This window comes from Enterobacter sp. BNK-29 (assembly GCF_048684785.1).
Classification (GTDB): Bacteria; Pseudomonadota; Gammaproteobacteria; order Enterobacterales; family Enterobacteriaceae; genus Enterobacter; species Enterobacter cloacae_M.
Window position 1 is genome coordinate 376,591 of the sequence record NZ_JBLQTU010000004.1, and the last position, 13,395, is coordinate 389,985.

Annotated in this window: 12 protein-coding genes; 7 read left to right on the top strand and 5 right to left on the bottom strand. The window is 60.0% G+C overall.

Features of this window, described 5'->3' with window-relative positions; translation table 11 throughout:
• Nucleotides 1–57: 57 nt before the first annotated feature.
• The 4 genes from ACMGGX_RS21415 to ACMGGX_RS21430 all read right to left on the bottom strand — a co-directional run bounded on the left by ACMGGX_RS21415 (nucleotide 58) and on the right by ACMGGX_RS21430 (nucleotide 5,516).
• Nucleotides 58–1,575: a carbohydrate porin gene (locus ACMGGX_RS21415; RefSeq protein WP_133549058.1), complete on the bottom strand. Its 1,518-nt coding sequence runs from the start codon at nucleotides 1,573–1,575 to the stop codon at nucleotides 58–60.
• 173 nt (nucleotides 1,576–1,748) lie between these two features.
• Complete coding sequence (locus ACMGGX_RS21420) at nucleotides 1,749–2,639, bottom strand: aminoimidazole riboside kinase (RefSeq protein ID WP_420298956.1); 891 nt, start codon at nucleotides 2,637–2,639, stop codon at nucleotides 1,749–1,751.
• 88 nt (nucleotides 2,640–2,727) lie between these two features.
• Nucleotides 2,728–3,939: a diguanylate phosphodiesterase gene (locus tag ACMGGX_RS21425; protein ID WP_348561181.1), complete on the bottom strand. Its 1,212-nt coding sequence runs from the start codon at nucleotides 3,937–3,939 to the stop codon at nucleotides 2,728–2,730.
• Nucleotides 3,940–4,034: 95 nt separating this feature from the next.
• The gene (locus ACMGGX_RS21430; RefSeq protein WP_348561182.1) at nucleotides 4,035–5,516 is read right to left on the bottom strand and encodes an alpha/beta hydrolase; all 1,482 of its coding nucleotides are present in this window, start codon (nucleotides 5,514–5,516) and stop codon (nucleotides 4,035–4,037) included.
• A gap of 266 nt (nucleotides 5,517–5,782) precedes the next feature.
• Between ACMGGX_RS21430 and ACMGGX_RS21435 the strand changes: the two genes are divergently transcribed.
• The 7 genes from ACMGGX_RS21435 to ACMGGX_RS21465 are packed head-to-tail and all read left to right on the top strand — an operon-like array spanning nucleotide 5,783 to nucleotide 12,617.
• The gene (locus ACMGGX_RS21435) at nucleotides 5,783–6,637 is read left to right on the top strand and encodes a MurR/RpiR family transcriptional regulator (RefSeq protein ID WP_069302862.1); all 855 of its coding nucleotides are present in this window, start codon (nucleotides 5,783–5,785) and stop codon (nucleotides 6,635–6,637) included.
• A gap of 12 nt (nucleotides 6,638–6,649) precedes the next feature.
• Nucleotides 6,650–7,225 (top strand): D-alanyl-D-alanine dipeptidase, encoded by a 576-nt coding sequence (gene ddpX, locus ACMGGX_RS21440; protein WP_023311885.1) that lies wholly within the window; start codon nucleotides 6,650–6,652, stop codon nucleotides 7,223–7,225.
• A 15-nt stretch (nucleotides 7,226–7,240) separates the two neighbouring features.
• A complete protein-coding gene (locus tag ACMGGX_RS21445) occupies nucleotides 7,241–8,773 on the top strand; it encodes an ABC transporter substrate-binding protein (protein ID WP_420298957.1) in 1,533 nt (510 codons plus the stop codon).
• Nucleotides 8,774–8,796: 23 nt separating this feature from the next.
• Nucleotides 8,797–9,819 (top strand): ABC transporter permease, encoded by a 1,023-nt coding sequence (locus tag ACMGGX_RS21450; protein ID WP_420298958.1) that lies wholly within the window; start codon nucleotides 8,797–8,799, stop codon nucleotides 9,817–9,819.
• Nucleotides 9,816–10,709, top strand: coding sequence for a D,D-dipeptide ABC transporter permease (gene ddpC / locus ACMGGX_RS21455; RefSeq protein ID WP_420298959.1), 894 nt, complete (start codon nucleotides 9,816–9,818; stop codon nucleotides 10,707–10,709). The genes ACMGGX_RS21450 and ddpC overlap by 4 nt, the downstream gene beginning before the upstream one ends.
• Nucleotides 10,709–11,695, top strand: coding sequence for an ABC transporter ATP-binding protein (locus ACMGGX_RS21460; RefSeq protein ID WP_033145622.1), 987 nt, complete (start codon nucleotides 10,709–10,711; stop codon nucleotides 11,693–11,695). Before ddpC ends, ACMGGX_RS21460 begins: the two co-directional genes overlap by 1 nt.
• Nucleotides 11,688–12,617 carry an oligopeptide/dipeptide ABC transporter ATP-binding protein gene (locus ACMGGX_RS21465; RefSeq protein WP_420298960.1) on the top strand — a complete coding sequence of 310 codons (930 nt, stop codon included), beginning with the start codon at nucleotides 11,688–11,690 and terminating at the stop codon, nucleotides 12,615–12,617. Before ACMGGX_RS21460 ends, ACMGGX_RS21465 begins: the two co-directional genes overlap by 8 nt.
• On the opposite strand, the gene ACMGGX_RS21470 is transcribed toward ACMGGX_RS21465, so the two are convergent.
• Nucleotides 12,614–13,363, bottom strand: coding sequence for an SDR family NAD(P)-dependent oxidoreductase (locus tag ACMGGX_RS21470; protein WP_047647659.1), 750 nt, complete (start codon nucleotides 13,361–13,363; stop codon nucleotides 12,614–12,616). The two genes, ACMGGX_RS21465 and ACMGGX_RS21470, sit on opposite strands and share 4 nt — an antisense overlap.
• Nucleotides 13,364–13,395 lie beyond the last annotated feature (32 nt).

Here is a 13,395-nt window from a genome sequence, read left to right on the forward strand (position 1 = left end):
TGCCTGACTTCTTTTTATGATGTGCGAAACGCTCCCGCAAAGCGGGAGCGTGATGGGTTAAAACCAGGTTTCCATCTGGACCCCAAAGTTCCATTCCCCGCCGGCGTTGAAGCCGCTGCTGCCAAAGGCATCATCGCTGGCGTAATGATCCAGTTTGCTGCTCCAGTCCATCCAGGTGGCAAACAGACGAAGCTCCGGACGGCTGAAGAAATCGCCGATTTTGCTCGCTTTTAACGTTGGCGCAAAGGTCAGCTTGTAGAAACTGCCGTTAACGGCGTTGCGGTCCTTATAGCCTTCCGGATTTAAATCCATGTACTGATAGCTTCCCTCAAACGCCAGGGCGAAGTTCTGCGTCACCTCTTTAATCAGGCGGGTGTTGAGCGTTACCCACTCATAGCTGTCGCCCTTCACGTAGCGATCTTTACTGCTCTGCGCCAGGACGGCGGGCGCAACGCTCCAGCCGCCGCCGATTGGCGTGACACCGTAACTTGCGAAACGCCAGGTATCCGCCTCAGACAGCAGTGCGCCGTCGGAACCGATGCTTTTCACTTCCGCACCCAGCCCGTGACCGTACAGCAGCGCCGTTTTGGCCGTCCCCTCCCGCAGGCCGTAGAAGCTCTCGTTGTGCAAGCCGACCAGGGCATGAACGCCGGTATTGGCGGCGTCGGTTTTGATGAGATCGCCGTTGGTGTCTTTACGGTCGTCGTTATCCTTCGCACGCAGGCCGCTCACCATCAGCTGGAACGGTCCGGCGAAGTGGTTCATGCTGAGGATATAGTTCTGAACGTTATTGTCGGTCTGCTCCACGCTGCCGAAGTTGCGGCCGTAGATGGAGAAGTTGCTGCGCAGCGAATCGTTCCATTTCACGTCGTAGACGCCGCCGCCGGTACCGGCGAGGAACACCACGTCGGAGTCCAGCCAGTGAATGTCAAAGTTGTCGCGGTCGAAGCGTTTACCCGCCCAGAAGGTGCTGCCCTTCAGCGCGCCGGTAAAATCAGGGAGATTGCCCAGCTCCGCGAAGGCCTGGCGAATATTGAGATCGCTGGTATCGGCTGACCAGTCGTTATAGGTTCTCTGACCGTCGGCCAGCATCGCTTTGAAGCGCGTGGTGGCCCCGTTATCCAGAGTTTGCTTGTGCTCCAGGTTCAGTTCGACGTAGGTGTCGGCTTCATTACCCAGACGCCCTACCGCGCCGCCGGTTTCTCCGGCCGGGGTCAGATAAGGACCGCTTTTGCTACTGGAGGCCGCATCGTTCATCAGCAGGCCCGAACGGGCGTAGCCGTGGAACTCAAACCCGCTGCTTTGATCCGCCTTCTTCTCCAGCGCGGTGGTGCGCTGCGCCACCGCCTGGGTGGTCGTTTGCGTCTGCTGCTGGGCGGCAACCAGCTGCTGCGTTTTTTGTTCTGCATCGGTGGCGCGTTTTTCAGCCACCTGCGCACGCGTTTCCGCCGCCTGGAGGCGCTGCTCCATCGCGGCAAGACGCGCTTCGATACTTGTCATATCCGTCTGGGCAAAAACAGAGGTACTTCCGGCCAGCATGCCTATCATCACGGCAAGTCTGCGTTTTTTATACATTTTGTCGCATCCCTAAAAGAAGTCATTAAACGTGCTAAATTGCTAAACCGGTTTAGGTTGCTGATACTAAACCTCTGAATTTTGGATCGGCAATCTTTTTTGCTAAACCGTTTTAGTAAGTGTGATCGAGGCGACAATTCAGGCCGCCGGATGGCGGCCAGTGAAGGAGGGAATTACAGATCGTGCTGCCAGGGTAATGCGGTCATTGCCCCTTTGGCCGTGGTGGCTAATGCGCCGCAGCGCTGGGCTAAGGCGATGACCGGCGTCAGGTCCTGCCCGGCAGCCAGCCCGTAGAGCAGCCCCGCCACGAAAGCATCGCCCGCGCCGGTGGTATCGACGCACTCTACAGGCGTTGCCGGATAGTGCTCCACGGCGCCGTCATGCCAGGCGATTACCCCCTCTTTTCCCTGGGTGACCAGCACCAGACGCGCCGGGCAGCGCAGCATCAGCGCGTCCAGACCGACGTTCACCTCTGCATCTCCGGTTAAAAACGCCAGCTCTTCAACGGAGAGTTTCACCACGTCGGCGCTCTGCAGGGCCAGCTCCAGGCAGCGGCGCAGCGCGTTCTCATCCGGCCAGAGATCCGGGCGAATATTGGGGTCGAAGCTGACGTAACCGCCCGCCTCACGAATGGCGGCCATCGCCTCAAACGTCGCGGAACGGCTCGGCTCTGCGCTTAATGCGATGGAACAGACGTGCAGCCACTCCCCGGCGCTGAACATCGGCAGATCGGCGGATTCGAGAAACAGATCGGCGCTCGGACGCACCATAAAGGTAAACGAGCGTTCGCCCTGGTCATCCAGATCGACCACCACCGTTGAGGTGCGGTGCGCCGGGTCAAGGCGCAAAAACTTCACATCGACCCGCTCGTCAGCGAGAGTTTTCGCCATAAAGCGCCCGAAGGGATCGTCGCCAACCCTGCCGATAAAGGCGCTCTGGCCGCCCAGCCGGGCAATACCGACCGCAACGTTTGCCGGTGCGCCGCCGGGACACTGCAGCAATCTGCCTTCTCCTTCGGGCAGCAAATCCACCACCGCATCGCCAAGTACCCAGATTTTTTTCATGTGATCCTCGTAGCTAAACTATGTTAAACCGTTTTAGCTATTTAAACACAGGCAGGGCGAAGGGGAAATAACGCGGGAGGAAAATTGGCTAACGCACCAGATGCGGCCAGTGAATATCACCGACGCCATTAAGCTGCGGGCGGGCAAACAGAAAGCCCTGGAAGCGGCGGATCCCGGCAGACTCGAGCCAGCACCACTCCTCTATCTTCTCGATCCCTTCGGCCACCAGGGTAATTTCGAGATCGGAGCAACAGCTGACGATTGAGCGCACAATCGCCTGCTTCGGACCGCTGAGGTGGATATCGCTGACTATCTCCCGGTCGATCTTAATTTTATCCGGCTGGAAGCGGGTCAGCAGCGAAAGACCAGCATAGCCGGAACCGAAATCATCGATCGCCAGGCCAATCCCCTCACCGCGAAGCTGCTTAATGGCGCTATTAAACTGGTTGAAGCCGGAGATCATCTCGCTTTCCGTCACTTCAATGACCACCTGCTCCGGCTGAAGGCCATGTTTTTTTATCTCGCTGACCAGAAATTCCACGGCGTTGGGGACATTCACCAGCGACATAGGCAGCAGGTTTACCGCAATCTTATGGCTGCCAATGCCCAGCTTTTCCGCGAGAGCAAAGGCATACGCTTTCGTCTGGAGATCGACTTCGTAGATTTTGTCCGGGTCGAGGGCGCTGAAGAAATGCTCCGGGCTGCCGCCTTCGTTGCCGCGAATAAGGGCTTCAAGCGAACTGATCTTCCCTTCCGAGGGCTCAACGATGGGCTGGAGCGCAAACTGACAGGTTTGGTTGGCCATCAGCCCCAGGTGTTCGCCAAAGGGCAACGCCTCGGGTGAAAGCGTCCATTTTTCAGGTACGTAGCGTGCACCCGACAGGGCCGGACGTTTACCCGTGATAAACGTCTGGATAAATTTGAACACCCGGTCATCGGATGTGAGATAGCTTTCCAGCTTGCTGTAATTCAGAACCGACTGCAGCACCTCTTTCGGTGACTGCGTCTGCAGATCGAACAGCAGCATACCGACGTTTTCGAAGCGTCTGCGCGGGCCATAGTCCCGCATCAGCTCAACCACTCCACTGTGCCGCTTGTCGTCACGGATTTTATGGAACAGCTTAAGCACGCTCTCTTCCGACCCTTCGAGTATTTGCAGCACGTCACTGCCTTTTGCGAGCAGAACCCCGGTGATATTCAGACTGGCATTGCGGATCCGGGCGCGCTCCACCAGTTCCCGCAGCTCGGTGGAGGGGCGGGATAAATTCAACTGGCTTCGGTAAATCAGAGTCGTCAGCACAAAAATGGGTTCCGATGAGAAAGAGAGGTGCCTTGAAGTTACTATTTAACATACTTAATCAATGCGACCTAACATATTCACACCACAGGGGAACGTTACTTTTCCCCGTTGCCAATTCGGCTGTCGATCCTCTCCTGCATATAGTCGTAAAACGGGTTCGAGGTGACCCGCATCAGCGCCTCTTTTCCGACGCTCAACACGGAGGTTTCGCCCCAGAGCGCAATTGTCCCCAGGCTGATGCCGTAGCGGTTTTTCACCCCAGGCTCACGGCCATAGAGATCGTCATCCGGCGGGAACGGCACCGCAACGTGCGACAGCGAATAGACATCCTGCGGCCAGGCCTGCGCAAGCGGCACGACCGTCTCCCGGGTACTGCCTGCCGGAGTGATTTTCGCCACCGTCGAGAAACTATGCTCGCTGGCATTGGTAATAATCGTGACACCGTAACGTCTCTGCGCAACCGGAAGCAGCGCCGAAGTTGCCGTCCACGACGACGGTTTGAACAGCGGACGGAAGCTGGCTGCCTGATTGATGTCAAACACCACCAGCTCGCTGCCGTTTGCCGGAAGCTGGTCAAACAGGCCGGTCACCACCGCGCGGGTGCTGACCGTGGAATCCATGACCGACTGGAACGCCAGGATCGGCGGCAAATTCGCCAGCCTGTTGTCACGCGCCTCGCGGCCGATTTGCTCCTGCAGGGCCTTCGTCAGAAGCCATGACTGGCGGGCGGCGTTCACCGGGAACGAGTTATATTTATACGGGTTATATTCCGGAGAGATATTCAGCCACGCCGCTTTGGCAAACGCCGGCAGCAGCGCCGGTAACCCGGCGAAACCGGCAAACCTCGCAAAGGCCGTCACGCCAATCATCGGTGAGAGCAGTATCACCTGCTGCGGTTTACGCAGAGAAGGCGCGTCCAGCGCATCGAGGGCATATTTCATCGCCAGCGCCCCGCCGTTGGAGTAACCCACCAGATGCAAAGGCGCAGCCTCGCCCGCCAGACGCGTGGCCTCCCGCACCGCAAGACGCGTCGCCGCGAGCCACATCTCCCAGTCAACGTCCGTCAGCGCGCCGGGCGCGGTGCCGTGCCCGGGCAGGCGCGGGACCACGGCCACAAAGCCGTGCTGTTGATAGTTCACCGCAAGGCGTCGGACGCTGTAAGGCGAGTCCGTCAGACCGTGCAGCAGCACCACCGCGCCGCGCGGCTTTCCGGCAGGCATCAGCACAAAGGAGCGGTTGGCATCGGGCGTAAACTGTCCCGGCCACACCAGGCTCTGGCGATAATAGCGGTTTAACGGCGTGCGTTCCTCGCCCTCTGTTTTCGCCGTCACCGCATTATCAAGATCGGCGAAAATGGCGTTTTCCCGGGCGATATACCCGGCAAAATTGGCGTTATCCATCTCGCGCACGGACATCTCATCGGCCCGCCAGGTATGCCAGAGGTGCAGTTCCGGTCCCTGCTGCGAGAGATAGACCCTAACCGCCAGCAGGACGACCAGTACGATCCCGACGACAATCCCTATTTTCTTTGCAAGCGCCATCAGGCGCACGCTGACTCGCCAGGGCAGATTTGCCATGCCGGGATCCCTTTTATATTCACAGTACATCTATCTTATCAAAAATGTGAACGGACTGACGTATTCACCAAATTCATACCTGCCGCGTCAGACAGTGCACCAAAAGTGAACTACGCTGCACAAATGTTGATCATTGGTTAAACAAATATTGCATGAAGTTTACTGCACAGCGGGTTTCACCCGCCCTGTGAACATGGCACGCGTCATGCATTGTTAACCAGGTAACAAAAATTCGGCCATTGACAGCCTGTTAACAGCGAGGCGGTATGACGACGAAACCTGAGGTGTTAAGCCGTATCGAAGCGACGTTCAGCCAGCTCACGCCCAGCGAAAAGCGGGTCGGAAGCTGGCTGCTGGCGCACGCCGCGCAAATCCCGTTTGAAACGGCGGAGAGCATCGGTCAGGCGAGCGGGACCAGCGGAATTACCGTCGGACGCTTCCTGCGCAAGCTGGGGTATCGCAACCTGGAAGATGCCAAAAAGAGCCTGCGAGATCCGTATCAGCCCTGGGGTATGAACGAGCGGCTGGACTCCTGGCAGCAGCAGCGCCCCCTTTCCAGCCGCCTTCAGCATGCCCTGTCGCTGGAAGTGGATGCCATCACGCAGGTGTACCAGCTGGCGCAAACGGACGCCTTCCGTCAGGTGGTGCACAACCTCGCCCACGCCGACGCGGTGTTCGTGCTGGGGATCCAGTCCACGCGCGGGATTGCCAACGCCTTCTTCAGCCACCTCGAGTACCTCCGCCCGCGCGTGAGCTATTCAGAAGGCGCTTCCGGCAGCTGGGTGGAATCCCTCAACTCGGGGTTTTCACACCCGTACGTCGTGCTGACCGATACGCGCACCTACTCCGCGATGGCCCGTCAGTACTGCCGCGTCGCCAGCGAGAAAGGCATTCCGCTGGCCTTAATCACCGACATCTGGTGCCCGTGGGCGCGGGATTACCCGATGGATTTACTGCAGGTGAAAACCGATACCGGTCACTTCTGGGATTCGCTTGCCCCCGTGAGCTGTCTGTTCAACCTGCTGCTGTCGGGCGTGGTGGAAGCGCTGGGTGATGCGCTCCCGGCGCGTCTGGCGGTAAACCGGCAATTACAACAAGAGTTTGGTCAATTCGAACGCTAAAGGAGCGGAGCTATGCCCGAAGAGAGTGAACTGATTGATGTGGCGAAGACGTTTCCCACGCTGCATATCGATCTGAAATACGCCACCGCCGACAACATCACCGGCCGTCCGATCTATCAGGAGGCGCTGTGCCTGCTGCATACCGATGCCGCCACCGCGCTGGCAAAAGCCATCAGCATTGCCTCGCTGGCCGGGCTGAAGCTGGTGGTGTACGACGCCTATCGGCCGCAGCAGGCGCAGGCCCAGCTGTGGGATGCCTGCCCGAACCCGGAATACGTGGTCGACGTGGCGATTGGCTCCAATCACAGCCGCGGTACGGCCATCGACGTCACCCTGATGGATGAACATAACGCCGTGCTGGATATGGGTGCCGGTTTTGACGAAATGCACGACCGCTCGCATCCGTATCACCCTTCCGTGCCGCCGCACGCCCAGCGCAACCGTCTGCTGTTGAACGCCATCATGTTCGGCGGTGGTTTTGTCGGTATCAGCAGCGAATGGTGGCACTTCGAACTGCCGAACGCCGCCAGCTACCCGCTGCTTGACGACCGTTTTGCCTGTTTTCCCCTGACGCACACTTCTCTTTAAACCTGGAGCACTGCCATGAAAACATCGCTTGTCTCGACCCTGATCGCCGCCACGCTGGCCCTGAGCGCCCCGCTGGCGCTGGCTGCCGTTCCGAAAGACATGCTGGCGATCGGTAAAGCCGCCGACCCGCAAACGCTCGATCCTGCCATCACCATTGATAACAACGACTGGACCGTCACCTATCCGTCCTACCAGCGTCTGGTCAAGTACAAGCCGGGCTCTACCGAGGTGGAAGGCGATCTGTCGACGGGCTGGAAGGCGTCTGAAGACCAGAAAGAGTGGACCTTTACCCTGGCGGATAACGCGAAATTTTCCGACGGCACGCCGGTCACCGCCGAGGCGGTAAAACTCTCCTTTGAGCGCCTGCTGAAGCTCGGCCAGGGGCCGTCTGAAGCCTTCCCGAAAGACCTGAAAGTTGATGCCGTCGATGACCATACGGTGAAGTTCACCCTCAGCCAGCCTTTCGCGCCTTTCCTCTACACGCTGGCAAACGACGGGGCGTCCATTATTAACCCGGCGGTGCTGAAGGCCAATGCGGCGGACGATGCGCGCGGTTTTCTGGCGCAAAACACCGCCGGTTCCGGGCCGTTTATGCTGAAAAGCTGGCAGAAAGGCCAGCAGCTGATTCTGGTCCCTAACCCTCACTGGCAGGGTGAAAAGCCGCACTTTAAGCGCGTATCGGTGAAAATTATCGGTGAGAGCGCCTCGCGCCGACTGCAGCTTTCCCGCGGCGATCTTGACATTGCCGATTCCCTGCCGGTCGATCAGCTCGCAGCGCTGAAGCAGGAAGGCAAAGTCGCCGTCGCGGAATACCCGTCCCTGCGCGTGACTTACCTCTATCTCAACAACAGCAAAGCGCCGCTCAATCAGGTGGATTTACGTCGGGCCATCTCCTGGGCGACGGATTACCAGGGCATGGTGAAAGGCATCCTGAGCGGCAACGGCAAGCAGATGCGCGGCCCGATCCCGGAAGGCATGTGGGGCTTTGACGCCACGGCAATGCAGTACAGCTTCGATGAGGCCAAAGCAAAATCGGCGCTGGAGAAGGTCAAAGACAAACCCGCCAGCCTGACCTTCCTCTACTCGGATAACGACCCGAACTGGGAGCCTATCGCCCTCTCCACTCAGGCCAGCCTCGGCAAGATCGGTATTAGCGTCAAGCTGGAAAAACTGGCCAATGCCACCATGCGCGACCGCGTCGGAAAAGGCGATTACGACATTGCCATCGGCAACTGGAGCCCGGACTTTGCCGACCCGTACATGTTCATGAACTACTGGTTTGAATCGGACAAAAAAGGGCTGCCGGGCAACCGTTCGTTCTATGAGAACAAAGAGGTCGATTCGCTCCTGCAGGCCGCGCTGAAAACCACCGACCAGGCGGAACGCACCAAAGATTATCAGCAGGCGCAAAAGGTGGTTATCGACGAGGCGGCCTACGTTTATCTGTTCCAGAAAAACTACCAGCTGGCGATGAACAAAGAGGTCAAAGGCTTCACCTTTAATCCGATGCTCGAGCAGGTGTTCAACATCGCCACCATGAGCAAATAACGGTTCTCGCCGGGGGAAAGCGTATGACGTTCTGGAGCATAGTGCGCCAGCGCTGCTGGGGGTTAATCCTGGTGGTGGCCGGTGTCTGTATTATCACCTTTATTATTTCACACCTGATCCCCGGCGATCCGGCCCGTCTGCTGGCCGGCGACCGCGCCAGCGACGAAATCGTGCAGAACATCCGCCAGCAGCTAGGGCTGGACCAGCCCCTGTATGTTCAGTTTGGCCGCTACGTGGACGCTCTTGCCCACGGCGATTTAGGCACGTCTATCCGTACCGGACGCCCGGTCGCGGAAGACCTGAAGGCCCTTTTCCCCGCCACGCTGGAGCTGGCCTTTTGTTCTCTACTGCTGGCGCTGGTCATCGGCGTGCCGCTGGGGATTTTGTCGGCGGTGTACCGCAACCGCTGGCTGGATCACCTGGTGCGTTTAATGGCGATGACCGGGATCTCCACGCCGGCCTTCTGGCTCGGGCTGGGCGTCATCGTGCTGTTCTACGGGCACCTGCAGATCCTGCCGGGCGGCGGCAGGCTGGACGACTGGCTCGATCCGCCGACGCACGTCACCGGCTTTTATCTGCTGGACGCACTGCTCGAGGGCAACGGTGAGGTCTTTTTCAACGCGCTTCAGCACCTGATTTTGCCCTCGCTGACGCTGGCGTTTGTTCACCTGGGGATCGTAGCGCGCCAGGTTCGTTCGGCGATGCTGGAGCAGCTCAGCGAGGACTACATCCGCACCGCGCGCGCCAGCGGGCTGCCCGGCTGGTACATCGTCCTGCGCTACGCCCTGCCGAATGCGATGATCCCGTCCATTACCGTGCTCGGGCTGGCGCTGGGCGATCTGCTTTACGGCGCCGTGCTGACCGAAACCGTCTTTGCCTGGCCGGGCATGGGCGCCTGGGTGGTGACGTCCATTCAGGCGCTCGATTTCCCTGCCGTGATGGGCTTTGCCGTCGTCGTTTCGCTGGCCTACGTGCTGGTTAATCTGGTGGTCGATCTGCTTTACCTGTGGATTGACCCGCGAATCGGGCGCGGAGGTGCCGAATGATGTTAACGCAGGAAACGCTCGTCCCGGCTAAAACCGCCGGACGACGCATCAACTGGGCAAAGCTGTTCTGGATGCTGCGTCAAAGCCCGCTCACGATCGTTGGCGGCGTCATTATGATTGCGATGCTCTTCCTGATGGTGGCTTCACCGTGGATCGTGCCGCATGACCCGAACGCGCTGGATCTGACCGCCCGCCTGCAGGCGCCGTCAGCACAACACTGGTTTGGTACCGACGAGGTGGGACGCGACCTGTTCAGCCGCGTGCTGACGGGCAGCCAGCAGTCGATTACCGCCGGGCTGGCGGTGGTGGCGATTGCGGGCGGCATTGGCTCACTGCTGGGCTGTTTTTCCGGCGTTCTGGGCGGGCGCGGCGACGCCATCATCATGCGGGTGATGGATATCATGCTCTCCATTCCCTCCCTGGTGCTGACCATGGCGCTGGCCGCCGCGCTCGGTCCGAGCCTGTTCAACGCCATGCTGGCGATTGCGATTGTCCGCATCCCGTTTTACGTCCGCCTGGCGCGCGGGCAAACCCTGGTGGTGCGCCAGTTTACCTACGTTCAGGCCGCCCGCACGTTTGGCGCGTCCCGCTGGCATTTGATCCGCTGGCATATCCTGCGCAACGCCCTGCCGCCGCTGATTGTGCAGGCTTCGCTGGACATCGGCAGCGCCATTCTGATGGCCGCCACGCTGGGGTTTATCGGCCTGGGTGCGCAGCAGCCGACCGCCGAATGGGGCGCGATGGTGGCCGTTGGCCGTAACTACGTCCTGGACCAGTGGTGGTACTGCGCCTTTCCCGGTGCGGCTATTTTGATTACCGCCGTAGGCTTTAACCTGTTTGGCGACGGTATCCGCGACCTGCTGGATCCGAAATCGGGAGGAAAACAGTAATGACCGAACCGGTATTACGTATTGAGGACCTGCACCTGAGCTTCCCGATTTTTCGCGGTGAGGTCCACGCGCTGAACCACGTTTCGCTGGAGATCGGCAGGGGTGAAATCGTCGGCGTGGTGGGCGAGTCGGGTTCGGGTAAATCCGTGACCGCCATGCTCGCCATGCGGCTGCTGCCCGAGGGCAGCTACCGTATTCATCACGGACAGGTGAAGTTACTCGGTGAAAACGTCCTGACGGCGTCCGAGAAGCAGCTTCGCCAGTGGCGCGGTGCCCGAGTGGCGATGATTTTTCAGGAGCCGATGACCGCCCTCAACCCGACGCGGCGGATTGGCAAACAGATGGTGGAGGTGATCCGCCAGCATCAGCCGCTTTCGCGGCGCGAGGCACAGCAGAAGGCGATTACCCTGCTGGAAGAGATGCAAATCCCGGACGCGAAGCAGGTCATGGAGCGTTATCCGTTTGAACTCTCCGGCGGCATGCGCCAGCGGGTGATGATCGCCCTTGCCTTCTCCTGCGAGCCGGAGCTGATTATCGCCGACGAACCGACCACCGCGCTGGACGTCACCGTCCAGCTCCAGGTGCTGCGCCTGCTGAAGCATAAGGCGCGGGCCAGCGGGACCTCGGTGTTATTTATCAGCCACGATATGGCCGTGGTGTCGCAGCTCTGCGACAGAATGTACGTGATGTATGCCGGGAGCGTGATCGAGAGCGGTGCCACGCAAACGCTGATCCACCGACCCGTGCATCCCTACTCCATCGGCCTTCTGCGGTGCGCGCCGGAAAACGGTCAGCCGCGCGACCTGCTTCCCGCCATCCCCGGTACGGTGCCCAACCTCAGCCAGCTTCCGCAGGGTTGCGCCTTCCGCGAGCGCTGCTTTGCCGCCGGGGCGAAATGCAGCGAAACGCCGCGCTTACAGCCCAACGGTGCAGAGGGCCAACAGGCTGCCTGCTGGTATCCACAACGGGAGAAACACCATGTCTGATGTACTGCTGGAACTGGATAGCGTGCACGTGAACTTTGCGGCGCGCAAAAACTGGCTGGGCCGGGTAACGGAACAGGTCCATGCCCTCAACGGGCTCGATCTTCAGATCCATCGGGGGGAAACGCTGGGTATCGTCGGGGAATCCGGCTGCGGGAAAAGCACGCTGGCCCAGCTGCTGATGGGCATGCTTAAGCCCAGCACCGGCGCGTGCCAGCGGGCGCACCACGCGGGCGGCATGCAGATGGTGTTTCAGGATCCGCTCTCCTCGCTCGATCCGCGATTGCCGGTCTGGCGCATCATCACCGAGCCGGTGTGGGTGCAAAAACGCAGCAGCGAGCGCGAGCGCCGTCAGCTGGCGGAGGATCTGGCGCTGCAGGTGGGCATTCGCCCGGAATACCTCGACAGGCTTCCCCACGCCTTCTCCGGCGGCCAGCGCCAGCGCATCGCCATCGCCCGGGCGCTCTCGTCCGATCCCGATATTATCGTGCTTGATGAACCCACCAGCGCGCTGGATATCTCCGTGCAGGCGCAGATCCTCAACCTGCTGGTGAACCTGCAACAGCAGCGTAATCTGACCTACGTGTTAATCTCGCATAACGTCTCGGTGGTCAGACACATGAGCGACCGGGTGGCGGTGATGTACCTTGGGCAGATTGTGGAGCTGGGCAGCGCCGCGCAGGTCCTTTGCGAGCCGCGCCATCCCTATACCCGTCTGCTGCTCGACTCGGTTCCCCGCACCGGTGAACCGCTGGATGAAAATCTGGCGTTACGCAAAACGGAACTTCCCGGCAACCGTCATCTGCCCGAAGGCTGTTTTTTCCGCGACCGTTGCCCGATGGCAACGCAGGGGTGTGAACGCCCGCAGCCGCTACAGCCCTCACGCGAGGGCCGTAACGTCCGATGCTGGCGCAGTCTGGATTAGATTTGCGCCATTCCGCCGTCCACAAACAGCTCGATGGCGTTAATAAAGCTGGCCGCGTCGGAGGCCAAAAACGCCACCGCTTTACCCACCTCGCCCGGCGCGCCTAAGCGCCCCAGCGGTACCTGGGCGGCCAGCGCGTCGTACAGCCCCTGACGGTGTTCTTCCGGCACCAGATCGCCGAGACCTGGCGTTTTGATCGGGCCCGGGCTCACCACGTTGACGCGGATCCCGCGGCCCTGCAAATCCAGCGCCCAGGAGCGGGCAAAGTTGCGCACGGCGGCCTTACTGGCGCTGTAGACGCTGAAGTTGGCCGTCCCTTTAATGGACACCGTCGAGCCGGTCAGAATAATCGACGATCCGGCGGAGAGCAGCGGCAGCGCCTTCTGCACCGTGAACAGCACTCCGCGGACGTTGGTGCCAAAAATCCGGTCAAACTGCTCTTCGGTGATCGCGCCCAGCGGCAGCATATCGCCGCCACCGGCATTGGCGAACAGGATATCAAGACGGCCTTCATCTTTGGCTATCCGGGCATAAACCTCATCCAGGTCGGCAAGCTTTGAAACGTCCGCGCGAATGCCCACGGCGTCAGAAGCAATCTCTGCTACCGCGGCGTCCAGTTCGGCCTGACGACGACCGGTGATATAAACCTTCGCGCCCTGCGCCGCCAGCTCCTGCGCCGTGGCAAGACCAATACCGGTGCTGCCGCCGGTGACCAGTGCGATTTTTCCTGAGAGAGTCGTGTTCATGTCATTTACCTTTTGTTGTGTTTGCGGTGCGC